The organism is Streptomyces sp. NBC_01013 (genome assembly GCF_045162765.1).
GTDB lineage: Bacteria > Actinomycetota > Actinomycetes > Streptomycetales > Streptomycetaceae > Streptomyces.
This window is the reverse complement of sequence record NZ_CP108687.1, coordinates 5,948,054-5,973,914: the sequence shown is the minus strand read 5'-3', so window position 1 is coordinate 5,973,914 and position 25,861 is coordinate 5,948,054. Positions and strand designations below refer to the sequence as shown.

General features: G+C 72.1%; 23 protein-coding genes and 1 other RNA gene. 10 read left to right on the top strand and 14 right to left on the bottom strand.

Features of this window, described 5'->3' with window-relative positions:
* Nucleotides 1-32 precede the first annotated feature (32 nt).
* Nucleotides 33-965 (bottom strand): NAD-dependent epimerase/dehydratase family protein, encoded by a 933-nt coding sequence (locus OG538_RS26005; protein WP_406097497.1) that lies wholly within the window; start codon nucleotides 963-965, stop codon nucleotides 33-35.
* A complete protein-coding gene (locus OG538_RS26000; protein WP_406097495.1) occupies nucleotides 962-2,032 on the bottom strand; it encodes a ScbA/BarX family gamma-butyrolactone biosynthesis protein in 1,071 nt (356 codons plus the stop codon). Before OG538_RS26000 ends, OG538_RS26005 begins: the two co-directional genes overlap by 4 nt.
* A gap of 125 nt (nucleotides 2,033-2,157) precedes the next feature.
* Between OG538_RS26000 and OG538_RS25995 the strand changes: the two genes are divergently transcribed.
* Complete coding sequence (locus tag OG538_RS25995) at nucleotides 2,158-2,820, top strand: ScbR family autoregulator-binding transcription factor (RefSeq protein ID WP_406097493.1); 663 nt, start codon at nucleotides 2,158-2,160, stop codon at nucleotides 2,818-2,820.
* Between the two features lie 146 nt (nucleotides 2,821-2,966).
* Nucleotides 2,967-3,344, top strand: a complete 378-nt coding sequence (locus tag OG538_RS25990; RefSeq protein ID WP_406097491.1) for a VOC family protein — start codon at nucleotides 2,967-2,969, stop codon at nucleotides 3,342-3,344.
* Between the two features lie 255 nt (nucleotides 3,345-3,599).
* Here OG538_RS25990 and rnpB read toward each other — a convergent pair.
* The 3 genes from rnpB to OG538_RS25975 form a co-directional block, all read right to left on the bottom strand.
* Nucleotides 3,600-4,001: RNase P RNA component class A (gene rnpB, locus OG538_RS25985), an RNA gene on the bottom strand.
* A 147-nt stretch (nucleotides 4,002-4,148) separates the two neighbouring features.
* Nucleotides 4,149-4,676 (bottom strand): TetR/AcrR family transcriptional regulator, encoded by a 528-nt coding sequence (locus OG538_RS25980; protein ID WP_406097489.1) that lies wholly within the window; start codon nucleotides 4,674-4,676, stop codon nucleotides 4,149-4,151.
* 279 nt (nucleotides 4,677-4,955) lie between these two features.
* Complete coding sequence (locus OG538_RS25975) at nucleotides 4,956-6,398, bottom strand: RNB domain-containing ribonuclease (RefSeq protein ID WP_406097487.1); 1,443 nt, start codon at nucleotides 6,396-6,398, stop codon at nucleotides 4,956-4,958.
* Between the two features lie 167 nt (nucleotides 6,399-6,565).
* Here OG538_RS25975 and yaaA point away from each other — a divergent pair, with 167 nt between their 5' ends.
* Both yaaA and eda read left to right on the top strand, forming a co-directional pair.
* Entirely contained in the window at nucleotides 6,566-7,366 is an 801-nt protein-coding gene (gene yaaA / locus OG538_RS25970) for a peroxide stress protein YaaA (protein WP_406097485.1), read from the top strand.
* A 99-nt stretch (nucleotides 7,367-7,465) separates the two neighbouring features.
* The gene (gene eda / locus OG538_RS25965) at nucleotides 7,466-8,086 is read left to right on the top strand and encodes a bifunctional 4-hydroxy-2-oxoglutarate aldolase/2-dehydro-3-deoxy-phosphogluconate aldolase (RefSeq protein WP_406097483.1); all 621 of its coding nucleotides are present in this window, start codon (nucleotides 7,466-7,468) and stop codon (nucleotides 8,084-8,086) included.
* A gap of 298 nt (nucleotides 8,087-8,384) precedes the next feature.
* Here eda and OG538_RS25960 read toward each other — a convergent pair whose 3' ends face one another.
* From OG538_RS25960 to OG538_RS25945, 4 genes are all read right to left on the bottom strand, one after another.
* On the bottom strand, nucleotides 8,385-9,641 hold the full coding sequence (locus tag OG538_RS25960; RefSeq protein WP_406097481.1) for a bifunctional RNase H/acid phosphatase: 1,257 nt from the start codon (nucleotides 9,639-9,641) through the stop codon (nucleotides 8,385-8,387).
* Nucleotides 9,641-10,384 carry a zinc ribbon domain-containing protein gene (locus OG538_RS25955; RefSeq protein WP_406100302.1) on the bottom strand — a complete coding sequence of 248 codons (744 nt, stop codon included), beginning with the start codon at nucleotides 10,382-10,384 and terminating at the stop codon, nucleotides 9,641-9,643. Before OG538_RS25955 ends, OG538_RS25960 begins: the two co-directional genes overlap by 1 nt.
* Nucleotides 10,381-11,217, bottom strand: a complete 837-nt coding sequence (locus tag OG538_RS25950) for a Nif3-like dinuclear metal center hexameric protein (protein ID WP_406097479.1) — start codon at nucleotides 11,215-11,217, stop codon at nucleotides 10,381-10,383. The genes OG538_RS25955 and OG538_RS25950 overlap by 4 nt, the downstream gene beginning before the upstream one ends.
* 162 nt (nucleotides 11,218-11,379) lie before the next feature.
* Nucleotides 11,380-12,423, bottom strand: coding sequence for an ABC transporter substrate-binding protein (locus tag OG538_RS25945; protein ID WP_406097477.1), 1,044 nt, complete (start codon nucleotides 12,421-12,423; stop codon nucleotides 11,380-11,382).
* Nucleotides 12,424-12,620: 197 nt separating this feature from the next.
* On the opposite strand from OG538_RS25945, the gene OG538_RS25940 reads away from it, so the two are divergent.
* Nucleotides 12,621-14,021 carry a hypothetical protein gene (locus tag OG538_RS25940; protein WP_406097475.1) on the top strand — a complete coding sequence of 467 codons (1,401 nt, stop codon included), beginning with the start codon at nucleotides 12,621-12,623 and terminating at the stop codon, nucleotides 14,019-14,021.
* Nucleotides 14,022-14,447: 426 nt separating this feature from the next.
* On the opposite strand, the gene OG538_RS25935 is transcribed toward OG538_RS25940, so the two are convergent.
* From OG538_RS25935 to OG538_RS25925, 3 genes are all read right to left on the bottom strand, one after another.
* Entirely contained in the window at nucleotides 14,448-15,389 is a 942-nt protein-coding gene (locus OG538_RS25935) for a 3-oxoacyl-ACP reductase (protein ID WP_406097473.1), read from the bottom strand.
* Between the two features lie 49 nt (nucleotides 15,390-15,438).
* Nucleotides 15,439-16,515, bottom strand: a complete 1,077-nt coding sequence (locus OG538_RS25930) for a Zn-dependent alcohol dehydrogenase (protein ID WP_399304448.1) — start codon at nucleotides 16,513-16,515, stop codon at nucleotides 15,439-15,441.
* A gap of 171 nt (nucleotides 16,516-16,686) precedes the next feature.
* Nucleotides 16,687-17,559: a MaoC/PaaZ C-terminal domain-containing protein gene (locus OG538_RS25925; RefSeq protein ID WP_406097471.1), complete on the bottom strand. Its 873-nt coding sequence runs from the start codon at nucleotides 17,557-17,559 to the stop codon at nucleotides 16,687-16,689.
* A gap of 353 nt (nucleotides 17,560-17,912) precedes the next feature.
* Here OG538_RS25925 and OG538_RS25920 point away from each other — a divergent pair, with 353 nt between their 5' ends.
* The 5 genes from OG538_RS25920 to OG538_RS25900 all read left to right on the top strand — a co-directional run bounded on the left by OG538_RS25920 (nucleotide 17,913) and on the right by OG538_RS25900 (nucleotide 23,076).
* Nucleotides 17,913-18,857, top strand: a complete 945-nt coding sequence (locus OG538_RS25920) for an ABC transporter ATP-binding protein (RefSeq protein WP_406097469.1) — start codon at nucleotides 17,913-17,915, stop codon at nucleotides 18,855-18,857.
* Entirely contained in the window at nucleotides 18,857-19,579 is a 723-nt protein-coding gene (locus OG538_RS25915; protein WP_406097467.1) for an ABC transporter permease, read from the top strand. The genes OG538_RS25920 and OG538_RS25915 overlap by 1 nt, the downstream gene beginning before the upstream one ends.
* Nucleotides 19,580-19,590: 11 nt before the next feature.
* Complete coding sequence (locus tag OG538_RS25910) at nucleotides 19,591-20,787, top strand: sensor histidine kinase (protein WP_406097465.1); 1,197 nt, start codon at nucleotides 19,591-19,593, stop codon at nucleotides 20,785-20,787.
* Between the two features lie 269 nt (nucleotides 20,788-21,056).
* Nucleotides 21,057-22,403 (top strand): glycosyltransferase family 39 protein, encoded by a 1,347-nt coding sequence (locus OG538_RS25905; protein ID WP_406097463.1) that lies wholly within the window; start codon nucleotides 21,057-21,059, stop codon nucleotides 22,401-22,403.
* 40 nt (nucleotides 22,404-22,443) lie between these two features.
* A complete protein-coding gene (locus OG538_RS25900; RefSeq protein ID WP_406100301.1) occupies nucleotides 22,444-23,076 on the top strand; it encodes a response regulator in 633 nt (210 codons plus the stop codon).
* Between the two features lie 57 nt (nucleotides 23,077-23,133).
* On the opposite strand, the gene OG538_RS25895 is transcribed toward OG538_RS25900, so the two are convergent.
* The gene (locus tag OG538_RS25895) at nucleotides 23,134-24,582 is read right to left on the bottom strand and encodes an MFS transporter (RefSeq protein ID WP_406097461.1); all 1,449 of its coding nucleotides are present in this window, start codon (nucleotides 24,580-24,582) and stop codon (nucleotides 23,134-23,136) included.
* Between the two features lie 88 nt (nucleotides 24,583-24,670).
* Nucleotides 24,671-25,861 carry a lipid-transfer protein gene (locus OG538_RS25890; protein ID WP_406097459.1) on the bottom strand — a complete coding sequence of 397 codons (1,191 nt, stop codon included), beginning with the start codon at nucleotides 25,859-25,861 and terminating at the stop codon, nucleotides 24,671-24,673.

Here is a 25,861-nt window from a genome sequence, read left to right as displayed (position 1 = left end):
CGGCAAGCCCCGCACCGCTGTGAGCGCGTGCCTCAGCGACTGAGGAACTCCCGGTACCAGGGGGCGTGCTCCGCGAAGGAGGTGCGGAAGTCCGGGCCCGGGGCGCAGCCGAGGTCGTCCTCGACGCGTTGGTCGGCGAACCAGTGGTCCACGGTGAGCATGTCGAAGTGGTGCGTGGCGTACGGGACACCGGCCAGCCGGGCGCGGGCCTCGTCCAGCCCGATCTCCTTGCCCGCCCACGGAAGGCGGAGCGCGCCCAGCACCGTGGACAGCAGGTCCGAACAGGTCACCGGCTCGGGGTGATTGACGTGGTACACGCCGGACGGCGGTTTCGGGGCGAGCGCCGCCCCGAGCAGCGCCCGGCCCAGGGTCTCCACGTCGATCAGCGAATGGCGGGCGTCGCAGCCGGCCGGCGCCGCCGACAGGTACCGCAGCAGTGCGACGAGTCCGGGGATCGCCCACCGGTCCCCCGCGCCGTGCACGATGTGCGGGCGCAGGACGGCTCCCCCGGCCGCCAGGACGTGCTGCTCGGCGGCGACCCGGGTCAGGCTGGTGGCGGAGACGGGGGCGGTCTCGGCCTCGCCGGGGAGCAGTGCGGTGAAGGGGCCGCGGCCGTAGACGGACGCGGTGCTCAGCAGCACGATCCGCCCGACGCCGCTGCGCACGGCCTCGTCGACCAACGCACGGGTTCCGTGGTCGTTGACGGTGCGGGCGGTCCGTTCGTCGGATCCAATCCGGGAGGCGCAGTGGATCACGGCGTCGACGCCCTCGCAGCTGCCCCGCAGCGATCCGGGCTCGGCGAGATCCCCGTACACCGTCTGGGAGCCGGGCCCGGCGGCTGCGGCGTCGAGCGCGGTCCGGTGCGTCATCAGGCGCAGCCGAACCCCGGGAGTCTCGCGGGCGGCCGCGGCCACCCGGCTGCCGATGAAGCCGGTCGCGCCGGTGATGAGGATGCGGGGGGTCACGAGAGATCGCTCCTGGCGTGGCCGGGCCCGGCCGGATGGGCGGCGGGCGGGCGGAGGGTGCAGGTGAAGGCCGGTTCGCCGTCCTGAACGGCCCGTACGAACACTCCGGCGGGCGAGTCGGCGTCGGCCGGGAGCGGTGTGGTCTCGATCCGGCAGGGGCGGTCCAGCTCCACGTACTGGAGGAAGTCGGCCTGCAGCGCCGTCGGCAGGAAGCTCGAACCGGTGGAGGCGTGCGCGGCCTGCCGGGCCGCCTCCAGCAGCAGAATGCCCGGCACGTGGTCATTGGGGCGGCCGAAGAGGGTCGGATGCCGGGTGTCGAGCCGCAGCAGCCAGGAGCCGGGGTCCGTGCCCGGCGAGAGAACGACGTCCTGCTCGGAGGTCCTGCCGACCGTGCGCGGGGCGACGGCGGGCAGGAGGGGTATCGGGGTGTCGAGCACGGCTCCTCGGTGGCCGCGCATCCGCTGGTACGCCCCTGCCGAGGTGCAGCTGATCCGGCCGCCGCCGGAGGCGAGCACGGTGCCGCGGCGGTGCAGGAGCAGTTCGAGTTGCATGGAGCCGAGGCTCCGGCCCCGGCGGCGGATCCGGGAACAGGAGACATCGACCGTGATGTCCCACGGGTCGTCGCCCAGCTCGAGCCGTTCGGACGCGGAGGTGTACCTCAGCTCCCACATCACGAAGGCGTCGCCCACCGGCACACCGAACTGGGCGTGGGCGACCAGCATCGTCGTCTGCCGCATGGTCTCGGCTATGAGCAGGGGATCCTGGTGGCGGCCGTCGACGGGAGAGAAGAACCGGTGGGAACGCGGCCAGTGGGCCGCCACCGAGAACTGGGTGTCGGTGAGCGGGGTGAGCCCGGTGGGGAAGACGTCCTGCGGGTCGGTCCGGTGGACCAGCTGTCTCAGTCGGTCGGACGACACCTCTCTGCGGCCAGGCTCCTCGCCACTTGCGGAGAGTGCCTCGGCCGGGACCCCGGAGGAGACCTCGGCACGGCCGGCACCTGCAGAGTGCCCGGCGTGCTCGACGCTCTCCACCGACATCGAAGCGCTGCGTGAGGTGAGCTGAACCATGAAGTTCCCCCAGGAGGATCCGAGTCAAAGGGCCGAGCCGCCCCGCAGTAAGATACTGACAGCCCGGTTTTCCTTTCCAGCCAACCCCCTGTGGCACCAACCACGCCACCATTAGAGAGAAGCTGATGGCACAGCAGGCGCGCGCGATCCAGACCCGCCGGTCGATCCTGGTGGCGGCCGCCGACGTGTTCGACGAGCGCGGCTACAGCAGCGCCACCATCAGCGAGATCCTGGCGCGTGCGGGGGCGACCAAGGGCGCGCTGTACTTCCACTTCGCCTCGAAGGAAGACCTCGCGCTCGGGGTCATGGACATACAGCTCCACAGCGATCCGCTGCCGCCCCAGCTGACGAAGCTCCAGGAACTGGTGGACCAGGGCATGCTCCTCGCCCACCGTCTGCGCCACGAGCCTCTGGTCCGTGCCAGCGTCGGCCTCGCCATGGACCAGGCCGTGGAAGGCCTCGACCGCGGCACGCCCTTTCGCGGCTGGATAGACCGGCTCGAACACCTTCTGGTGGCCGCCAAGGGGCAGGGCGAGCTGCTGCCCCACGTAGATCCGACCGAGGCCGCCGAGATGCTGGCAGGATCCTTCTCGGGCATCCAGGTGATGTCCCAGGTCCTGTCCAACCGCGAGGATCTGGGCCGGCGGATCTCGGTCCTTCTGCATTACGTCCTGCCGAGCATCTCGACCCCGGCCGTCCTCGCCACTCTGGACATGGCCGAAGATCGCGGTGAGCGTCTGCTCCGCAGCCTCGAAAACATACCCAGCCAGGCCGGCGCCCCCAACTGACCTCCTTCGGTGGCCTTTTGAGCACCTGAATCAGACCGGACGGTCCGCAACCGGTCGCCGTGACAGTCCGAGGCCGGCGACCCGCTCCGTCACGCTCCAGGTCGTAGGCTCGGTGGCTCGACACCAGCCACCGACAGGAGCCGCCGATGTCCGTCCGCCGCGTCGTCCCCAACATCCCGATCGGATCGGGCGGCGGGACCGGTGACGCCCCCGAAGCCATGCGGGCCAATGCCGCCTTCTACGGGCGCCTGGGTTTCGAGGAGGTCATGAACCAGGGATGGATCATGACCCTCGCCTCCCCCTCCCACCCCACGGCCCAGATCAGCGTCATGACCGCCGACCGGACCGGGCCCGTCACCCCGGACCTGAGCGTGGAGGTGGAGAACGTGGACGTGGCGTACGCGGCGATGGTGGAGGGCGGCGCGGAGATCGTGTACGGCCCGGCCGACGAGGAGTGGGGCGTACGCCGCTTCTTCGTACGCGATCCCAACGGGCGGGTCGTCAACGTACTGAGCCATCACTGATCCACCGATCCGCCGGCCTGCCGGACGAAGCCGGACCGCCCGCGGCGGCGGCACGCTCCGCGGCCCGCCGACCGGCCGGACGTGTCCGGACCGCCCTCGGCCGCGCCCCCGTGTCCAGCACGGCGGGCCGGCCGTGGCCGACGTTTCCGATCCGGGCGCAGGCCGTGCCGGCACCTGTGGCGAACACGCCACAGGCCAGGGAGGCCGTGAATCGAGAGCCATGACGGCGGAGCGGGCAAGAACCGCTGGTAGCGGCAGACGAGTCGGGCTGTACGCCGGGTTCTGTCGCCCGGTCGCCTCGCGGCGGCCGGGGAGACGGCCATCCATCTAGGACCGGCATTGCTGCCGGTCTCGTGCGGTCTACCCGCGAACTCGGGCGGGCCGCCCTCGAACGTTCACGCAGAGCCGTCTTGCGGCGGCTCCTCTTGACCTTGCTCCGGGTGGGGTTTACCTAGCCGCCTGAGTCGCCTCAGGCGCTGGTGGTCTCTTACACCACCGTTTCACCCTTACCGGGGACCGAAGTCCCAGGCGGTCTGTTTTCTGTGGCACTGTCCCGCGGGTCACCCCGGGTGGCCGTTAGCCATCACCCTGCCCTGTGGAGCCCGGACGTTCCTCGGGAGGGTCCGAAGATCCTCACGCGGCCGTCCGCCCGGCTCGTCTGCCGTGCCGCCCATGCTACCCGGCCGCACGGGGCGGGCCCGACAGGGCGAGTGGACGGCTCGGATGAACGCCCGGTCTCCAGATCCAGCGCGAAGGGTGCCGGGAGTGTTTCTCCCGATCATGGCGCAGGACCGCACGCGGTTGTCAGAGGCGGCCCGACGCGAAGGCCGCGATCCCCGCCGTCCAGGCCGCCGCGACGTCGGAGTCCGTGGGGAAGCGGCCGTTGAGCTCCATCACGACCATCCCGTGCGCGAAGGCCCAGGCAGCCCTGGCGAGCCCTTCGTCACCGGCCAGGGCGCGGAAGAGGGGCGCCGCGGCTCTTTTCTCCAGGTCATGCGGGAGGGGGTGACCGGTGGTGAGGCGGTAGAGGTGGGGGTGGGCCAGGGCGTGGGCGCGGTAGGCGGTGGCCAGGGCCGGGAAGGAGCCGGGGGTCGCGGACTCGGCCGCTTCGAGCACGTCGGCGGTCTCCCGGAGCATCGCGTCGGCCAGAGCGTCCACCACGGACGACTTGTCCGGGAAGTGCTTGTAGAGCGAGGGTGCGGTGATGCCCACGCATCCGGCCAGGCGGCGCATGGTGAGGGCGTCCGAGCCCTCCCGCTCCAGCAGGCTGCGCGCCGCGCCGAGGATCTGGCGGGCGCGCTCGGTGGCGGGCCGGGCCGCGAGATCGCTCATACCGGTCGTCCTCTTCCTGCGCGCTCGGGATACGGGGCCGAAGGCGCGATCGTACGAGATGGGGGCAGGCGCGGCGGGGACCAGGGGTGCGCGGCCCGGCGCCGGACGAGGTGTGGGAGGCCCTCGATCTCGCGGCCGGCGGGGCCGGACGACGAGGGCGGACGACGGGGGCGGTCCGGCCGGCCTCGCCGCTGGGCTTCGTGCGGCCACTCGGCGGCCACGGGCAGGCGGTTGCGGTCCGTTTCCACGCCGATGGTCCACGCGTTGCCGTGGCCGCGCTCACGCTGGGGCGAACAGGACCTTCGACGATCCCGGATCCGCCTGGGTGAGCCGGACCCGCAGCCGCTGCCCCAGGGGGAGTTCGGCGGTACCGCCCTCGATGCGGGCGACGATCGCCGGGTCGTCGATGTGGATGGTGCCGCTGGTCGGCTCCTGCTCCTTGACGTCCACCACGTACGCGTCGAAGACCGCACCGACCCGGTCCTTGAGCAGCGCCGCCTCGACGAGGTCGACGCACTCGCGCTCCACCGTGTTGGCGCGCCGGGTCCCGTCCGCCATCTCCCCGGGCAGGCCGGGCAGTGCGGTCAGGACCCAGTCGGGTGGATCGCGGTCCGCCGCGGCCGCGACGCAGAGTTCGGCCGCGTACCGGTCGACGAGGCGGCGCAGCGGCGCGGTGCAGTGGGTGTAGAGGTCGGCGACGGCTGCGTGTACGGCCGGGGTGGGCAGTTCGCCGTGCTCGAAGACGCTGTAGCCGGCGCCGCGCAGCAGCGCGGTGCAGTCCTGGAGGAAGGCGGCGTGGTTGGTCCTCCGCGGGTCGAGCGAGCGGACGACCTGCGCGTACGGGACGTGGTGCGGCCAGTCGATGTGCAGGGCCTCGGCCGAGCGGCGCAGGCGGGCCACCGCGCCGTCGGGGGCGACCGGGAGCGTACGCAGGATGCCGGTGCCGGACTCCTGCATCAGCCGGGCCGCAGCCATGCCGGTGAGCAACGAGATCTGGGCGTTCCAGCCGTCGGCGGGGAGCGGGGCACGGTATTCGAGTCCGTAGGTGCCGTCGCGCTCGACGATCTCCTGTTCGGGCACGTCGAGGGAGATGCCGCCGCGGGCGATCTCCTGTTCCTCGCGAAGCCTGCCGATGTCCTTGAGCAGGGCGAGAGGCTCCTCGGCCGTGCCCGCGTCGATCTTCCGCTGCACGCCGCCGTAGTCGAGCCTGGCACGGCTGCGTACGAGCGCCCGGCGCACCCGGGTGGCGACGGTGCGGCCCTCGGTGTCGAGGTCGATCTCCCAGAGCACGGCGGGGCGGGTCTCGCCCGGCAGGAGGCTGGCGGCGCCCTCGGAGAGCGATTCGGGGTGGAGCGGCACCCTGCCGTCGGGGAAGTAGAGCGTGGTCACCCGGCGGCGGGCCTCGGTGTCGAGTGCGCCGCCGGGGCGGACGAAGGCGGCGACGTCGGCGATGGCGTAGTGGACGCGGTAGCCGTGGGGCCGGCGTTCCAGGTACATCGCCTGGTCGAGATCCATGGAGGTGGGCGGGTCGATCGTGAGGAACGGCAGATCCGTGGCGTCCTCGTGCCCGGAGACCACCGGGTTCCGCGTCGCGTCGGCCGCTTCGGCGAGCACATCGGCGGGGAAGCCGCCGGGGAGGCCGAGCTCGGTGCGCAGTGCACGCAGGGCCGCCCGCAGCGGGGTATCGGCGGCGCCGGTCATGTGGAGATGGCGGCGGGGCATGGACCGAGCGTATGGCGGGGCGGAGCGGGCGGCATCCCGGGTGGCGGAGGGGACGGTCGCTGCTCCCCCGTACGCTGGCGCGAGGGGTCTGCCCTGCGTCCGGGTGACACCTCGGGGACCGTGAGCAGGCTGGGGCCCCTTTCCCGTACGTACGAAGGAGAACCGCCGTGCTCGTGCTGTTGCCGCCCTCCGAAGGAAAGGCCGCCTCGGGGCGCGGAGCACCTCTGAAGCCCGAGTCGCTCTCGCTGCCGGGTCTCGCCGACGCCAGGGCCGCTGTGCTGGAGGGGCTGGTGGAGCTGTGCGCGGCGGACGAGGAGAAGGCCCGCATGGTGCTGGGGCTCAGCGAGGGGCTGCGCGGCGAGATCGCGAAGAACGTCGAGCTGCGGACCGCGGGCGCGCGTCCGGCCGGTGAGCTCTACACCGGGGTGCTGTACGACGCGCTGGACCTGGCGTCCCTGGACACGCCCGCCCGCCGTCGGGCCGGGAAGTCGCTGCTGGTCTTCTCCGGGCTGTGGGGTGCGGTGCGGGTGGGCGACCGGATTCCGCCGTACCGCTGCTCCATGGGCGTGAAGCTGCCGGGGCTCGGCGCTCTCGGGGCGTTCTGGCGCGGGCCGATGGCGGAGGTCATGCCTGAGGCGGCCGGGGACGGCCTGGTGCTGGACCTGCGGTCGTCCGCGTACACCTCGGCCTGGAAGCCGAAGGGCACGGTCGCGGAGCGCACGGCGAGCGTGCGGGTGCTGCACTCGCAGCTGGTGGACGGGGTGGAGAAGCGGTCGGTGGTCAGCCACTTCAACAAGGCGACGAAGGGGCGGATGGTCCGCGATCTGCTGCGGGCCGGGGCCCGGCCGAAGGATCCGGCCGAGCTGGTGGCGACCCTGCGGGACCTCGGGTACGTGGTGGAGGCCCAGGCACCCGCACGGTCCGGGCGTACGTGGGAGCTCGACGTGGTGGTGACGGAGATCCACTGACCCCCGGCCGTCCTGTCGTCGCGCCCTGCCCGACCTCTTCCGTTGCATCCTGTGCAACGTTCGTTGCGTACAGTGCGGTCCCCGGTGCAGGATGGGGCCATGACCACCTCCGTACTGGACCTTGCCCCCGTCGTGCCCGTCGTCGTGCTGGAGGACGCCGGCGACGCGGTGCCGCTCGCCCGGGCCCTGGTCGCGGGCGGGCTCCCGGCGATCGAGGTGACGCTGCGGACCGCCGCGGCCCTGGACGCCATCAAGGCCATCGCTGCGGAGGTTCCGGACGCGGTGGTCGGCGCCGGCACGGTGATCTCGACGCGGCACGTCTCCGACACGGTGGCGGCGGGCGCCCGGTTCCTGGTGAGCCCCGGCTGGACGGACGCGCTGCTGGACGCGATGAAGGCGTCGGGGGTGCCGTTCCTGCCGGGTGTCTCGACGACGTCCGAAGTGGTCGCGCTGCTGGAGCGCGGGGTCACCGAGATGAAGTTCTTCCCGGCGGAGGCGGCGGGCGGCACGGCCTACCTGAAGGCTCTCTCCGCCCCGCTCCCCCAGGCCAGGTTCTGCCCGACCGGCGGCATCTCGCTCGCGTCTGCGCCCTCCTACCTGGCCCTTCCCAACGTCGGCTGCGTGGGCGGAAGCTGGATGCTCCCCGGCGACGCGGTGGCCGCCCGGGACTGGGCCCGGGTGGAGCGGCTGGCCGCCGAAGCGGCGGCGCTGCGCGGCTGATCACGCGCGGCTCGCGATTTTCACGATTCCGCGGAATCGCATGCATGCTCCCCGGCAACCGGGGCACGAGACCCTTCAGGGACACGTGACCCGGACTCCGGGTGACCCGGGTTCCGGCAGGCAACCCCCCGCCTCCCGGAACCGCCTCGGCCCCATCGGACTCCCCCCGCCGATGGGGCCGAGTGCTGTCCGGACGCGGAGCGACGCCCCGCCCTCACCGGCACCTGCGGCCTTCGGGGGCGTCGCGACGCCTGAGACCTCCGCCTCCGGCGCTGTCGTCGGTCGCGGATGCGGCTGGTTACCGCAGGTGGGACGTGTCGTTGAGCAGCCGTACGGAGGCGTTGCCGTCCGCGTAGTAGGCCACGGCCGACACGGACGCCGCCGAGAGCTCCATCCGGAACAGCGACTCCGGTGGTGCGCCGAGCGCCAGCCGGACCAGGGTCTTGATGGGCGTGACGTGCGTGACCACCAGGACCGTGCGGCCGGCGTAGCGGGTGACGAGGCGGTCGCGGGTGGCGGCGACGCGACGGGCGACCTCGGCGAAGCTCTCGCCGCCTCCGGTGGGGGCGGCCTTCGCGGAGGCGAGCCAGGCATCCAGATCGGCGCCGTACCGCTCCCTGACCTCACCGAACGTCAGCCCCTCCCAGGCACCGAAGTCCGTCTCGCGCAGCCCTTCCTCGATCCGGACCTCCAGCCCCAGCCGGGCCGCGACGGCGGCGGCCGTCTCACGGCAGCGGCGCAGCGGGGAGCTGACGATCTCCTGGATCGTGCCGCGGGCGGCGAAGGCGTCGGCGGCGTGCTCGGCCTGTCCGCGGCCGACGGCGGAGAGCTCGGGGTCCGTGCCACCGCTGCCCGAGAACCGCTTCTGCGGAGTGAGGGCGGTCTCGCCGTGGCGGAGCAGCACGAACGTGGCCGGCTCGCCGAGGTCCGGGGCGGCGCCCCAGCCGACCTGCGGGGTGGCCGTGGCGGCGGGAGCGGAACGGTTCAGCGCCGCTCTGGCCCTGGCCGCACCGGCCGCCGCGTCACCGGGCGGTCCGGAGACCGGCGGCAGGGCTGCGGCCACCGAGGACCTCGGGGTGTCGAGGTCCGCCGTCGAGGAGGACGGCTCCCACTGCTTGCCGCGCTTGCCCGCGTCCATGGCCTCGTTGGCGAGCCGGTCCGCGTGCTTGTTCCTCTCGCGCGGGATCCACTCGTAGCTGACGGCGGAGGCCGGCAGGATGCTCGCCGCCTCGGCCGCGAGGGGCTTCATGTCGGGGTGCTTGATCTTCCAGCGGCCCGACATCTGTTCCACGACCAGCTTGGAGTCCATCCGCACACGGACCTGCGGACCGTCCTGTGCCGGGCTGTCCGGCAGCAGTGCCCGCACGGCACGCAGTCCGGCGATGAGGCCCCTGTACTCGGCGACGTTGTTCGTCGCGACGCCGATGTACTCGGCGGCCTCGGCCAGGGTCTCCCCCGTCGCCGGGTCGATGACGACCGCGCCGTAACCGGCGGGCCCCGGGTTGCCCCGGGAGCCCCCGTCGGCCTCGACGACGAACCGGCGCGACTGCGTCACTACAGACCCGAGTCCGCGGTGCGGACCAGGATGCGGTGGCAGTTCTCGCAGCGCAGCACCGTGTCGGGGGACGCGGCCTTCACGTCGTTGACCTCGGTGATGTTGAGCTCCAGCCGGCAGCCCTCGCAGCGGCGCTGGTAGAGGCGGGCGGCGCCCACCCCGCCCTGCTGAGCGCTGAGCTTGTCGTACAGCTTGAGCAGGTCCGCGGGGACGGAGCCGGCGACGACCTCGCGCTCCTTGGTGACCGTGGCGGCCTCCGAGTCGAGCTCCTGGGTCGCGGCGTCGCGGCGGGCGGTGGCGTCGTCCACCTTGGCCTGCACGGCGGAGACCCGGTCGGTCAGCTCGGCGACCCGCTCCTGAGCGGACTCGCGGCGCTCCATGACTTCGAGGACGACGTCCTCCAGGTCACCCTGGCGCTTGGCGAGGGAGACGATCTCGCGCTGGAGGCTCTCCAGGTCCTTGGGCGAGGTGACCGCGCCGGAGTCCAGGCGCTGCTGGTCGCGGGCGGCGCGCTGGCGCACCTGGTCGACGTCGTGCTCCGCCTTGGTCTGCTCGCGGGCGGTGTCGCTCTCCTCGGTCGTCGAGGCGACGAGGAGGTCACGGAGCTGGGCGAGGTCGGCCGTGAGCGACTCGATCTCGGCGTGCTCGGGCAGGGACCTGCGACGGTGCGCAAGCTGGGAGAGACGCTGGTCGAGGGCCTGGACGTCGAGGAGTCGGATCTGGTCGGCGGGCGCGGCGTTCAGTTGGGGGCTCCAGAAGAGTGGTGGGTGGTCCAGGGGTCGGTGACCTGCTTCGAGACGTGGACCCGCAGGTCCCATCCGTGGCGGTCGGAAATCGCGTCGAGCTGTGTGGCGGCCTGCTCGCACCACGGCCACTCGGTGGCCCAGTGTGCGGCATCGACCAGGCCGAGCGACGAGTGCTGGACGGCCTCGGAGGCCGGGTGGTGGCGCAGGTCCGCGGTGAGGAAGGCGTCCACGCCCGCGGCTCGCACCGCGTCGAAGAGGCTGTCGCCCGACCCGCCGCTCACGACGACGGTCCGTACGAGGGCCTCCGGGTCGCCCGCGAGGCGGATGCCCTGCGCGGTGGCGGGCAGCCGGGCGGCCGCTCGGGCGGCGAACGCGCCGAGGGTCTCGGGGTGGTCGAGCGCGCAGATGCGGCCGAGGCCGCGGCGGCCTGCGGGGTCCGTGGGGTCCGGCACGAGGGGGCGCTCGATGCGCAGGTCGAGGGCGCCGGCCAGGGCGTCGGAGACGCCGGGGTCCGCGGAGTCCGCGTTGGTGTGGGCCACGTGCAGTGCGACGTCGTGCTTGATGAGGGTGTGCACGACCCGGCCCTTGAAGGTGCCGGCCGCGACCGTCGTCGTACCGCGCAGATAGAGCGGGTGGTGGGTGACGATCAGCTGGGCGCCGAGCTCCAGCGCCTCGTCCACGATCGGCTGTACGGGGTCGACGGCGAAGAGCACCCGGTCGACCTCGGCGTCCGGATCACCGCAGACGGTGCCGACCGCATCCCATCCTTCGGCCCACTCGCGCGGCCACAGGGCGTCGAGCTCGGCGATGACTTCAGACAGACGGGGCACGGAGGAAAGGCTACCTGGCCTCCGTGCCCCACATCCCATGGCCGGTCGGACCCGCGTCATCGGACCGCCGACCGGTCGAAATCGTTACGTCACGGCGCCACGACGCCGTGGGGGCACGGCGCCATGGCGTCACGGGCGTACCGGCCCCCGTGGGTGCGGTTCCTACTTGACGAGGTCCGCGCGCAGGTCGTCGAGGACCAGGTTCGCGGCCGTGACACCGAGCCCGAGGTACCAGGTCTCGTCGGAGACGTTCTTGGCCCGGCCCTCCTTGACGGCCTTCAGGTTCTTCCACAGCGGGTTGGCCTGGGTGGTGTCGCGCTTGGTGGCCTTCACGTCGCCGTAGACACCGGTGAAGATCCAGTCGGCGTCCGCCTCGTCGATCTTCTCCGGGCTGATCTCCGCGGCGAGATCGTCGATCTGCTGGTTCTTGGGCCGCGGCAGGCCGGCGTCGTCGAGGATCGTGCCGATGAAGGAGGCCTTGGCGTAGAGGCGGATCTTGTCCGGCAGGTAGCGGACCATGGAGATGGTCGGCTTCTTCGGGCCGATCTCCTCGCCGAGCTTCTTGGCGTTCACCTCGTAGGCACCGAGGGCCGACTTCGCCTTGGCGGTCTTGTCGAGCGCCGCGGCGTTGAGGAGGTAGTTCTCCTTCCAGGTGAAGCCCGGGCGAATGGAGAACACGGTCGGCGCGATCTTGGACAGCTCGTCGTACTTGTCCGCGGCGCGCAGCTGACTGCCGAGGATCAGGTCGGGCTTGAGTCCGGCGATCGCCTCAAGGTTGAGGTTGTTGATCGTGCCGACGTTCTTGGGGTCGCCCGCGTCCTTCTTCAGGTACGACGGGATGGCCGCGTCGCCCTCGGAGGGGGCGTAGCCCACCGGTTTCACGCCCAGCGAGACGACGTTGTCGAACTCGCCGACGTCGAGCACGACGACCCGCTTCGGGGCGGCCTTGAGCTCGGTGCTGCCCATGGCGTGCGTGACGGTGCGGGGAAACGTGCCGGCCGGGGCGTCGGTGCCGTACGTCGCGGTCTTCTTCGCCGCATCACCGAAGTCCTTGCCGCCCGTCGCGACCGCGGCCTTCTTGTCGCCGCCCGCGTCGGACTTGCCGGAGGCGCCGGACGCGTCGCCGTCGCTCCCGCAGGCAGAGAGGGACAGAGCGGCCACTACGGCCAGGCCGACTGCGGCGGTGCCGCGGCGACGAAGGGACATCACTTACTCCAGTCGAGGGTCACACAGGTAACACTTAGGAATGCCTAACCTTAGCCACCCGCATCTCCCGCAGCACAACCACCCCCGCCCTCTCAGGCGAATCCGGGCATCGCCACCCTTATGTGTGAAGTGACGTAGCTCGTGTTGTTCGGCAGGAAGTGCGAAAACTAGCTTCGGTTGCCGGAGGTGATGAGTCGATGACTGCCTGTGCCATCGAGGACGGGACCGCTGAGGCGGCCGGAACCGGCGAGACGGTGGAGCCGGAGTCCGACGAGCCGGAGGGAGCCGAAGAGGCACCGGATCCGGTCGGGGGCGCGACGGGTCCGGTGGGTCCGGTGGCGGAGCCGGTGGAGCCGGTGGAGCCGGTGGGTCCGGTGGGTCCGGTGGGTCCGGTGGAGCCAGTGGGTTCGGTGGAGCCGGTGGAGCCGGTGGAGCCGGGTCCTGACGAAACGGTCCTGCCCGCGTTCACGCTCACTGCGGACGGCGCCTACGCGGCGCGGCTCACGGCCGTCCGCGACGCCGCCGGGACGGAAGCGGGCGGCGGGGCGGCCTGGTACGCGGAGCGCTGGACTCTGGACGGCCACGAGCCGTATGCCGTGCCGCTCCCACTGGACCAGCCGGAGGAGGCGGATGCGCAGGTGCTGCCGCTCGCCGACGGGCGGGTGCTGATCCGGCGCCGGGTCGCCGGCCACCACTCCTTCTCGCTGCTCTACCCGACCGGGCCCGGCACCGGTGAACTCCCGCTCGGCGCCGTCGAATGCGCCGAGCTGACCCTGCTGCCGCCGTCGCCGGACGGCGTCAGCGCGTACGCCCTGGCGCCCGGTGTGTACTCCACCGGGCTCTGGCTGGTGGCGGGCGGCGCGTTCGGGCCGGAACACATCGCGGATCTGCCGGGGCACTGTTCCGGTGGGGTCTGGCTGGACCGGGCGGGCCGGCTGCTGGCCCTGGACCGGGAACCGGCGGGCGGCGGACCGGTCAAGGCGGTCGCGGTGGACCTGGGGCGCGGCGCCGAGATGACGCCCCTGCTGCAGATCGCGCCGGACAGCAACGACCGGCTGCTGCTCGCCGATCCGGACAGCGGTCTGCTGCTGATCCGTTCCGACGCGCCGGGGCACGACCGGCTCGGCTGGGGGGTGCTGGGCAGCTGTCTGCCGGTGCGCTTCCCCGAGTGCCTGCGTCTGCCCGATGTCGCCGTGACGCCGTTCGCGGTGCAGCCGGGGCAGATGCTGATGCCGGAGAGCTGTGCGGTGGCCCTGCGGATCGACGGGGCGGCAGGCAGCTGGGTCGGGATCTGGCGCCCTTCGGGCCGTCGGCTGCATCATTTCGCCGCGCCCGGGGGCTGGCTGGCCGGCAGCGGGATCTGGTCGCGCGACGGCGTACTCAAACTGCCCTACGCCAACGGGGACGCGGCGTGCGCGGTGGCCCTCCTGACGGCCCCCACCGACGTGGAGCCCTCCGGGAACGCGGCCCCGGACGGGGCCCTGGGGAGTTGTGGGCAGAACGACAGGCAACCTTCCGCCGCCGTAGCGCCTCCTTCTGTGTGCAGACCCGTTCCACTGGGGCAGGCGCCTCTCCTGGGGCGTACGGCACCTGACTAGAGTTGGGCCGGGGATCTCACGCAATCGCGCACCGCGGTCGCCGACGGTGACCGTTCCCGGGCGGTGGCGCGGGGACCCCGGAGACCCACACGCAAGCAATCACAACGGGGTGACTTCCCAGATGTCTGAGGCGCGATCCGACACGACCCAGACGCGTCCGCCGGGGGCGGACGCGCAACGGGCCGAAGCCGGTGGCTCCGGAAAGCACCGAGGGGGTGTGGCAACGGACGACTCGGCGGCTCAACCGCACGGCCGTCACCGCCGCCCCTGCGAAGGTGGCAGCAGGGCGGCCTGACCGCCCAGAAAACGCAACGAGGGAGAGGAGGGCCCCCGCAGCCGGTCGGCTGCGGGGGCCCTCCTCTGTACTGCTCTTCTCTGTGCTGCCCTTCTCTGTGCTGCCCTTCTCTGTGCGCGTCCGGCCGGCGGTCAGCCGCGCTTGAGGCCGAGCACCTCCGCCGCCGCGAACGTCTCGTTCGGCGGGCGGTCCTCGTAGTACGGGGAGATCAGCTCGTCCAGTTCGTCGAAGGAGAACGTCTCCTTCGACGAGTCGAACTTCGCCGCCACCCTGGGGCGTTCGACGATCGCGACCATCCCGCCGTGCACCACGAGCAGTTGTCCGTTGACCCTGGCGGCCGCCGGGGAGGCCAGATAGCCGACGAGCGGCGAGACGTGCTCGGGTGCGAGCGCGTCGAGCCGCCCGTCCTGCGGTTCCTGGAAGCCCGCGAAGACGTCCTCGGTCATCCGGGTCCGGGCACGCGGGCAGATGGCGTTGGCGGTGACCCCGTACTTGGCCAGCGCCAGCGCGGTCGAGGTGGTGAGCCCGACAATGCCGCCCTTGGCCGCCGCGTAGTTGGGCTGGCCCGCCGAACCGGCAAGGAAGGCCTCCGACGAGGTGTTGATGATGCGGCCGTACACGGGGCCGCCGGACCCCTTGGACCTCGACCGCCAGTGGGCGGCGGCGAAGTGCGTGGTGTTGAAGTGGCCCTTGAGGTGCACCCGCAGGACCGAGTCCCACTCGTCCTCGGTCATCGAGAAGATCATCCTGTCGCGCAGGATGCCCGCGTTGTTGACCAGGATGTCGAGCTTGCCGTAGGTGCTGACGGCCAGCTCGACCAGTTCGCGGGCCTGATCGTGGTCGGAGACGTCGCCGAGGTGGGCGACCGCCCGGCCGCCCGCGGCACGGATCTTCTCCGCGACCTCCTCGGCGGGGGCCGCGGAGGCCTCGCCCGAGCCGTCGCGGCCCGGCTGCCCGTAGTCGTTGACGACGACGGCCGCGCCGAGCCGCGCCAGTTCCAGCGCTTCGGCCCGTCCCAGGCCGCGGCCTGCACCGGTGACGATCGCGGACAGTCCGTCCAGGGGAAGTGACATCGGTACTCGGGGTCCTCTCGGGAGGGGGCGGGGCCGGGGAGGCGGGTGGTCAGAGTTCGATGCAGGTACGCAGCGACTCGCCGGTCCGCATCTGGTCGAGGGCGTCGTTGATGCCGTCGAGCCGCACCCGGTGAGTGATCATCGACTCCAGGTCGATGCGGCCGGCCCGCCAGAGCGCGATGGCCCGCTCGTACGACCGGAGTACGTCCCCGCCCCCGTACATGGAAGGCAGGATGCGCTTCTCGTCGAAGAACAGCTCGAACATGTTGACCTGGAAGTTGTCGTCCATGGCCCCCGCGCCGACGATGCAGAGGGTGCCGCCGCGCCGGGTCTGCTCATACGCGGTGCGGGCCGTGGCGGACTTGCCGACGACCTCGAAGACGTAGTCGAAACCCTCGCCCGCGGTGATCCGCTGCTTGGCGTCGGCGAACTCGTCGGGCGAGACCGCCTCGGTCGCTCCGAACCGCAGCGCCGCCTCGCGCCGGGACGCCACCGGGTCCACGGCGACGATCTGGGCGGCGCCCTGGACCCTGGCCCCCTGGATGGTGGAGATGCCGACCCCGCCGCAGCCGATCACGGCGACCGACGAACCGGCCTCCACCTGCGCGGTGTTGATGGCGGCGCCGAGGCCCGTGGTGACCCCGCAGCCGATCAGCGCGGCGATCTCGAACGGCACGTCGTCGGGGATCGGCACCGCGCATCCCGCGCCGACGACGACCTCCTCGGTGAAGGTACCGGTGCCGGCGAAACCGAAGACGTCCCCGCCCGGGCGCTTGAAGTTGGGGGTGCCCGCGTTCATGAAACCGGCGAGGCACAGGTGGGTCTGCCCGCGCTTGCAGGCCGGACAGGTGCCACAGGCCGGAAGCCAGCAGACCAGCACCCGGTCCCCCGCGCTCAGCCCGGTGACGCCGTCACCGACGTCGACGACCTCTCCGGCGCCCTCGTGGCCGGGGATGAAGGGGGCGGGCTGCGGGAGCACCCCGCTCATCGCGGAGACATCGGAGTGGCACAGCCCGGTGGCCCGGATGCGGAGCCTCACCTTGCCGGGGCCGAAGCCCACCGCCTCGACGTCGTCGAGTACTTCGAGTTTGTCCTGGCCAATCTCGTGCAGAACGGCTGCGCGCATGGTGCGGCTCCCCTCACGGGCCTGCGGTGCGGTTGGGATCGGTACGGATACGGGGTCCGGGCGGTTCGGGTCTCGGGTTCTTGGGTTCCGGACTTCGGTTCTTCGGGGTCCGGGCTTCGGGCTTCGGGCTTCGGGCTTCGGGCTCCGGGCTTCGGGCTTCGGGCTTCGGGCTCAGGAGTGTTCGACGAAGGTGTCGCCGAGGACCGTGGCGTTGTCACGCTCCACGGCCTTCACTTCGACCCGCACCTCGTTCCCGGCGGTCCACATCTCGATGCGGAGGGTCTCGCCGGGGAAGACGACCCCGGTGAACCGTGTGCGGTAGGAGCGGATACGGGTCACATCGCCGCCGAGCACCGTGTCGGTGACGGCCTTGAGCGTCATGCCGTAGGTGCACAGACCGTGCAGGATCGGGCGGTCGAAGCCGGCACGCGCGGCGAAGTCCGGGTCGGCGTGGAGCGGGTTCCAGTCCCCGGAGAGGCGGTACAGCAGCGCCTGGTCGGGTCGGACCGGCCGTTCCACGACGCGGTCGGGGGCGACGGCGGGGTGGGTCATGCGCTCGGACGGGCCGCGCTCACCGCCGAATCCGCCCTCGCCGCGCACGAAGATCTGGGAGTCGCTGGTCCACAGCGGCCCGTCGTCGTCGGCGGCCTCGGTACGCAGCACCAGCACGGCGGCCTTGACCTTGTCGTACACCGCGGCGAGCTTGGAGGTCGCCAGGGCGCTGCCCTTCACGGGGACAGGCCGGTGCACCCGTACGCTCTGCCCGCCGTGCAGGACGGCCGCGAGGTCGATGTCGACACCTGGTGCGGAGAGGCCGCCGGCCATGGCCGTTCCCGCGCCCGCGACCGTGGCGAAGGAGGGCAGCACCTGGAGCCGGGACTCCAGTGTGTAGCGCAGCTCGCCGGGCTCGACGGCCGGGTCGGCCACATCGGGGCGGGCGCCGGCGCCGATCCCGAGGTGGTAGAGCTGGACGTCCTTGTGGTCCCAGCTGATCCGGCTGGTCCGGGGTTCGGCAGCGAGAGCTTTTTCGGCATCAATGGGCATGGGGAAGCTGCTCCTCGACGGTGAAAGACCTCGGTGCGGCCGTCCGCACCGTCGGCCGCACCGAGGTCGTGCGGGGACCGGAGACCGCGCCCCTCCCAGGACGTGTTTTCGAAAGTCCCGCCTGCCCCCCGTGGGGCGGACGGCACTACTGACGAACCACGCCCTAGAACGCGTTCTAGCCGGTTGGCCCTATGTATAACGCAGCGCCCAGCACTTGTGAAGACTGCTGACGTCCCGTCAGATCCACTGTGGGGCAGCCCTTTCGCCCTCCGCGCGAGCAATGACATTTGTCATGGCGGACTCCGTACATGAGCCTCTGCCGCGGCGGGTCCGGGCTCCGTAGCGTCGTATGCATGACGCAGACAACGGGGAACGGAGCCGCGGTGGTCTTCACCGGGGCGGTGAAGACCTTCGGGAGGCCCGGGCAGCGGGTGCGGGCCGTGGACGGGATCGGACTCACCGTCGAGCGGGGCGAGACCATCGCCCTGCTCGGCCGCAACGGTGCGGGGAAGTCCACCGCGATCAGCCTGCTGCTCGGGTTGAACGAGCCGGACGCGGGCAGCGTGCGGGTGCTGGGCCGCACCCCCGAGCAGGCCGTACGGGCAGGTCTGGTCGGCGCCATGCTGCAGGACGGGCGGCCCATCCAGCGGGTCACCGTCCGCGAGCTGATCACGTTCGTCGCCTCCACCTACCCGCGGCCGATGCCGGTCGCCGAGGCGCTGGCCCTGGCGGGGGTGGCGGAGTACGCGAACCGGCGCATCGACAAGCTCTCCGGCGGCCAGATCCAGCGGGTCCGGTTCGCCGTCGCACTGGCCGGGAATCCGGAGCTGATCGTGCTCGACGAGCCGACCGCCGCGTTGGACGTGGAGGCGCGGCACACGTTCTGGGACTCCATGCGGGCCTACGCCCGGCGCGGCAACACCGTGCTCTTCTCCACCCACTATCTGGAGGAGGCCGACGAGAACGCCGACCGGATCGTCGTCATCGACCGCGGCCGGATCGTCGCGGACGGCAGCGGCGAGGTCATCAAGGCAGCGGCGGGCCACAGCCAGGTCTCCTTCGACCTGGCGGGCCGGTCCACCGAGGGCCTGGAGCTGCTGCCGGGTGTCGTGACGGCCGAGGTGACCGGCGACCGGGCGGTACTGCACACGGACGACTCGGACGCCACCGTGGTGGAGCTCGCCCGGCTCGGCCTGGTCCGGGGCCTGCAGGTGTCCCCGGCAACGCTGGAGGCCGCTTTCCTCACCCTCACCGCGCCGGCCACCGGCGCTCCCCGGTCCGAGAAGGAGTCCGTCTGATGTACCGCTACATCGTGCTCGAGATCCGCCGCACCCTGCGCGACAGCACCTTCCTGATCTTCGGCACCGCAATGCCCGTGATGATGTATCTGATCTTCACGAACATCGGCGGCGGTGACGACGTCGACGGCTGGAAGACCGCCTCGATGGTCGGCATGGCCGCGTACGGGGCGCTCGGCTCCGCCATGTCGATCGGTACGGGCGTCGCGTCCGACAAGTCCCTGGGCTGGCTCCAGCAGTTGCGGATCACCCCGCTCTCCCCCACGCACGCCGTGGTGGGCCGGGCGATCAGCGGCTCGGTGACCGTGCTGCCGACGATCCTGACGGTGATGCTGGCCGGGGGCCTGGTCAATGGCGTGCGGATGGCCGCCTGGCAGTGGGCGGCCCTGGTCCTGCTGCTCTGGATCGGCGCGCTGCCCTTCACCCTGCTCGGCCTGGGCAACGGCTACCGGCTCACCCCACAGGGCACCGGAGTCGTCAACGTCGCCCTGCTGATGGGCTTCGGCGTGGTCGGCGGGCTGTGGTTCCCGCTGGAGATGCTTCCCGGGTGGCTGGGATCGGCCGGCAGGTTCACCCCTGCCAACCGGTTCGCCGACCTGGGCTGGGCGACCACGGACGGCCATGCACCCGGCGCCACGACCCTCGGCGTACTCTCCGCGTGGCTGCTGCTGTTCGGCGCGTACGCCGTGATCTCGTACCGTCGGTCCGCCAGGACCGTGTGACAGGAGTGAACATGCCGGAGAACGGAAGAGCGGCACGGAAGGAGCGGCGCCGGCTACGCGAGGAGGGGCGCCGCCCCGGCCCGCCGGGACCGTACGCCCTGCTGCCCTGGCTGCTGATGGGCCTGGGCTCCTTCTCCAACCTCTTCCAGGGTGAGACCCCCAACCCCTGGATCGGCGGCCTAGGGCTGCTCGCCTTCAACTCCCTTTACATCTCCGTGGTGTTCCGCGGATTCGTCAAGGAGAAGCGCGAGAGCCCCGTGTCGTACGCCCTGCTGGGGGCGATGACCGTCATCACCTTCGGCCTGGCCATGGGCTACGGCGGCAGCTGGCTGCTCTTCTTCCCGCTGCTCTCACTGGCGTGCGGCACGATCCTGCGCCGCCGCCTGCTCGCCGTCGGGCTGCTCGGCCTTGCCGTGTCCGCGTGCCTGATCTCCGTGTGGCGCGAGGACGGCGGGCCGACGCCCTGGACACTGGGCTACGGGACGTTCATCTCGGGAGCGGTGACGGCCGCGATCCTCACCCTGTCGGAGACCGTGATGGAACTGCGTTCCACCCGGCAGGAACTGGCTCGTACCGCCGTCGAGAAGGAGCGGTTGCGCTTCTCGCGCGATCTGCACGACCTGCTGGGCCACACGCTCTCGGTGATCGTCGTCAAGTCGGAGGCCGCGCGCAGGCTCGCGCCGCACGACATGGACGCGGCCCTCCTCCAGGTCACCGACATCGAATCGGTAGGACGCCAGGCGCTGACCGAGATCCGCGAGGCGGTCACGGGCTATCGGGAGGGCAGCCTGGCCACCGAGCTCGACGGGGCCAGGTCCGCGCTGACCGCCGCCGGAATCGAGCCGTCGGTCCGCCGCTCGGGCCCCCCGCTCGCGCCGCAGACGGAGGCGCTGCTGGGCTGGGTGGTCCGGGAGGCGGTCACCAACGCCGTCCGCCATTCCGCCGCGACCACCTGCGCGTTCGTCGTCGAGGGCACCCCGGACCGGGTCCGCCTGACAGTGACCGACGACGGGCACACCTCGGCCGCCCCGCCCACCCCGGGCATCGGCGGCACCGGCCTGAAGGGCCTCACCGAACGCCTGGCCGTGGCGGGCGGCTCCCTGGAGGCCGGCCCCGGCCCGGCAGGTGGCTTCGTGGTCACGGCGGAACTCCCGATGGAAGCGGCCGGGCACTCGGGCAGGAACGACGACCCGAACCCGGTCCCGTGAACCGGAGGACTACGCCGTACGACCCAGGTCGCACCCTCCGTAGCTCCCGCGACGGACCCCCGGGGTCGTCGGCTCAGGTGACGACCCTGATCGCCTCCGCGGCTTAGCGTGCTGGTGATCGGAACGGCCCGGCGGCTGTCCGGCGCTCCGATCGCCTCCTCTTCCTTCACGCCGGCCGGAGCTTCGCCATGCCCAGAACCACGCGCGCCGCCGCTCCGGCAGCTCTCGCCCTCTTACTCGGCCTGTGGGGAATCACCCGAGGAAACAGCATGTGGCGCGACGAGGCGGCGACTTGGCAGGTGGCCCACAGGACCGTTCCGGAGATCTGGCATCTGCTGGACACGGCCGATGTCGTCCACAGCCTCTACTACCTGTTCATGCACGGCGTCTTCGTCGTCTTCGGAGACAGTCTGCTCTCCCTGCGGCTGCCCTCCGTGCTGGCCATGGCCGGTGCCACCGCCCTGGTCACCCTCCTGGGTACCCGGCTGGCCGGCTCCTGCGCCGGTCTCGCCGCGGGGCTGGCCTTCGCCCTGATACCCGCAGTCCAGCAGTACGCGCAGGAGGGGCGTTCCTACGCGCTGGTCACGGCCTGTGTGGCACTGGCCTGTCTGCTGCTGGTCGACGCGGTCGACAGCCCGGGGTCGGGCCGCTGGGCGGCGTACGGTGCGACGCTGCTGGTGGCCGCGCTGCTCAACTGGTTCTCGCTCCTGGTGTTGTTCGCCCACGCGCTCACGCTGGCCCTCGCCCGCCCGTCCCGCGTGGCGGTCCTGCGCTGGGGGGTCGCCGCAACCGTCGCCGTGGCAGGAACGCTGCCCCTCGTGATGGCGAGCAAGGGCCAGACAGGGCAGGTCGCGTGGATACCCCCGGCCCGTCCGAGTGCCCTGCTCGGCCTCGCGCTGACCCTGCTCGCGGGCACGCTCTGCGCCTGGCTCGCACGCACCGGGAAGGACCACCGCACGGCCCGCGGTACCCGGACATCGCTCACCGCGGTCGCCCTGCCGCTGCTGGCCGTTCCTCCGCTCCTGCTCCTCATGGCCTCCCTGGCCCACCCCCTCTACCTCACCCGCTACGTCCTGTTCAGCCACCTCGGACTCACCCTGCTCATCGGCGCGGCGTGCCACGCCCTCGCATCGCGGCTGTGCGCGGCACCGCGCCGGCTGATCCTCGCCGTCACGGCCGCCGCCTTCCTCGGTCTGCTTCCCGTCCAGCTGTCCCTGCGCGGCCCGGACGGCCGGATCGACGACGTGCTGTCCACGGCCGCGAACGTCGCCGCGGTCCACGAGAGGGGTGACGGGGTGCTGTACATCCCCGCGGCGCGTCGTGACACCGCCCTTGTCTCACCGGCCGAATTCACCGGGCTCAGAGATCTGGCGCTGGTCCGGGGCCCGCTGGAATCCGGCACGATGAACGGCACGGAGGGCACGCCGGAGCAGATAGCGCAGGCCATGCTGACCGCGCGCCGCATCGTGGTCGTCGCTGACGCGGGCGCTCCGTCCACCGGAACCGCTCGCGACCGGGCCAAACAGCGCGTCCTGCGCGAGCACTTCGTCCGCTGTTCCGAAACCGCCGGGCACGGGCGCCGGGTCACGGTGTACCGGGCGCGGCTGACGGGATGAACCCGGGTCCCCCGGCCCTACTCTGTCTTGCGTGAACGAGATGCCGCAGGATCACCGGCCGACCAAGTCCGTACGGGTACTGCTCGCCGAGGACCAGGGCATGATGCGCGGTGCGCTCGCCCTGCTGCTCGGGCTGGAGCCGGACATCGAGGTGGTGGCCCAGGTGGGCGCGGGCAACGAGATCGTGGCCGCAGCCCTGACGTCACGGCCCGATGTGGCGCTCCTCGACATCGAACTCCCGGGCCGCAGCGGTCTGGACGCGGCCGCCGATCTGCGGGAGGAGGTGCCGGACTGCCGGGTGCTGATCCTCACCACCTTCGGCCGGCCCGGCTATCTGCGGCGCGCGATGGAGGCCGGGGCGGCCGGGTTCCTGGTCAAGGACGGGCCGGTCGAGGAGCTCGCGGTGGCGATCCGCCGGGTGCTGACCGGGGAGACCGTGATCGACCCCGCCCTGGCCGCCGCCGCACTGAGCGCCGGACCGAGCCCGCTGACCGCGCGGGAGCGCGATGCGCTGGTCGCGTCGGTGGACGGGGCGACGGTCGCCGACATCGCGCTGAAGCTGCACCTGTCCGAGTCGACCGTCCGCAACTACCTGTCCGCGGCGATCGGGAAGACGGGCACCCGCAACCGGATGGAGGCGGTCCGGGCGGCCCGGCAGCAGGGATGGCTCTGAGGGGCCGTCGTACCGGTCCTAGGGCGTGTTCCGAGCCCGCCCTCCGGGCGGACGGCGCTACTTTCGAAAGAGGCCCTGGTCCCGTGCCGTCCTGTGGCGCGGCAGCCAGATGACCATCAGCAGCAGCCCGCAGAGCAGCACCCCGCCGGCCGTCCGGAAGGCCAGCGCGTAGCCGGCCGTGAGCTCCACCGGGTTCGCGGAGCCGTCCGTGCGGGCGGCGGCGACCGTGGAGAGTGCGGCGAGGCCGAGGGCACCGCCCATCGTGCGGGAGGTGTTGACAAGGCCGGAGACCAGGCCTGCTTCGCCCAGGGCCGCGCCCGAGATGGCGAGGGTCGCGAGCGGGGTGGCCGCGAGTCCGGTGCCGGCCATCATCAGGACGCCGGGCAGGCAGACCGCGGTGAGGTACGAGCCGTCGGCCGTCATCGTGGACTGCCAGCCGAAGCCCGCGGCGGCCATCGCCGTGCCGATCAGCGCCAGATTCTTCGCGCCGGTGCGGACCATCAGCCGCGGCGCGCACTTGGAGCCGACCACGACGGCCACCGAGGTGGGGATCAGGGCGAGTCCGGCCTCCAGCGCGGAGTAGCCCAGCACATTCTGCGCGTACACCGTCATGAAGTACCACATCGAGAACGTGGCCGAGCCGATCACGAACATCGCCACGTTCGCCGACGCCACGGCCCGCGCCCCGAGCACCCGCAGCGGCATGAGCGGTTTCGCCGTCCGGGCCTCCACCAGGACGAACAGCGCGAGCAGCGCCAGGCCGCCCAGCAGCGGCACCAGGGTGGCGGCGGCGGTCCAGCCCGACTCCTCGGTCTGCACGATGCCGTACGCCACCGAGGCCAGGCCCGCCGTGACGAGCAACGCGCCCGGCAGGTCGATCCGGCCGCGCTCACCGGCCCGGCCCTCGGCGAGCCACAGCGCGGCGCCGATCAGGACGAGCACGCCGACGGGCACGTTGATGAGCAGGACCCACCGCCAGGACAGGGCGTCGGTGAGCACCCCGCCGATCAGCCCGCCGGCCGCGCCGCCACCCGCGCCGACGGCCATCCAGGTGCCGATGGCCTTGGTCCTGGCGGGCCCCTCGGGGACGGCCGCGGTGAGCAGGGTGAGGGTGGCGGGGGCGAGTACTGCGGCGCCGAGCCCCTGGGCGGCCCGGGCACCGAGCAGCTGCCAGCCCTCCTGGGCGAGTCCACCGGCGAGCGAGGCGGCGGTGAACAGGCCGAGGCCGACGAGGAACATCCGCTTGCGGCCGTAGAGGTCGGCGGCCCGCCCGCCGAGCAGCATGAATCCGGCGAACGCGATCGAGTACGCGTTGAGCACCCACTGGAGTCCCGAGGCGCTCAGGCCCAGGTCGGTGCGCATGGAGGGGAGCGCCACATTGACGACGGACACGTCGAGGACGACGAGGAACTGACCGGTACAGGCGGCGAGCACGACCGCCCAGGTACGGGTCCGGGTACCGCCATTACGGCGTGTGGGGGTCGAGACGTCAACCATGAACGTCATACTCGCAGCCGCCCCGCACCCCGTACATCGGTTTCCGGACCGTACCGGCCTCGGTCCGACGGCGTAGGCCCCTGACCTCACCGGCACCTCAGCGGCGCAGGAGTGTCACCACCGCCGCTCCGCCGAGCCCGATGTTGTGGGCGAGCCCGGTCCGGGCGTCGGGTACCTGGCGGGGCCCGGCCTCGCCCCTGAGCTGCCAGGTCAGTTCGGCGGCCTGCGCGATTCCGGTGGCCCCGAGCGGGTGCCCCTTGGAGATCAGCCCGCCGGACGGGTTGACCACCCAGCGGCCGCCGTGGGTGGTGGCGCCGGACTCGACGAGGGCTCCGGACTCGCCCTCGCCGCACAGTCCGAGTGCCTCGTAGGTGAGCAGTTCGTTGATGGAGAAGCAGTCGTGGAGCTCGATGACGTCGAGGTCGCCGGCGCCGATTCCGGCGGCCTCGTACACCTGCCGTGCCGACTCCCTCGACATGGGCAGCCCGACCGCGTCGATGCAGGAGCCGGAGGCGAAGGAGGCTTCGGTGTCGGTCGTCATGGCCTGGGCGGCGATCTCGACGGCCCGGTCACCGAGGCCGTGCCGCTCGACGAAGCGCTCCGAGACGACGACGGCTGCCGCCGCCCCGTCGGAGGTGGGGGAGCACTGGAGCCGGGTGAGGGGGCGGTGGACGGTCTTGGCGGCGAGGACCTCGTCGACCGTGTACAGGTCCTGGAACTGGGCGTAGGGGTTACCGGCCGAGTGACGGTGGTTCTTGGCGGCTACTGCGGCGAGCTGCGCCTCCGTGGTGCCGTATCGCTCCATGTGCTCCCGGGCGGCGTTGCCGAAGATCTGCGCGGTGGGCGGGGTCATCTCGAAGCCGTGGGCGGCGGCCATGATCCCGTAGTGCCGGGCGACGGGGGAGGTCTTGAAGTCGCTCGCGCCGTCGGCGCCGCCACCGAGCGATCCGCGCGCCATCTTCTCGAAGCCGACGGCGAGGACGCAGTCGCTGCCGCCGCCCTCGACGAACTGGCGGGCCATCATCAGGGCGGTGGAGCCGGTGGCACAGTTGTTGTTGACGTTGTAGACGGGTACGCCGGTCAGCCCGAGTTCGTAGACGGCGCGCTGCCCGGCGGTGGAGGCCTGGAAGCAGTAGCCGACGGCGGCCTGCTGGACGTCCTCGTACGCGACCGAGGCGTCGGCCAGCGCCGCGGTCCCGGCCTCCCTGACCATGTCCCAGTACTGCCAGTCGCGTGTCTCGGGCTTCTCGAACTTCGTCATGCCCACTCCGACGATGTACGCCTTCAC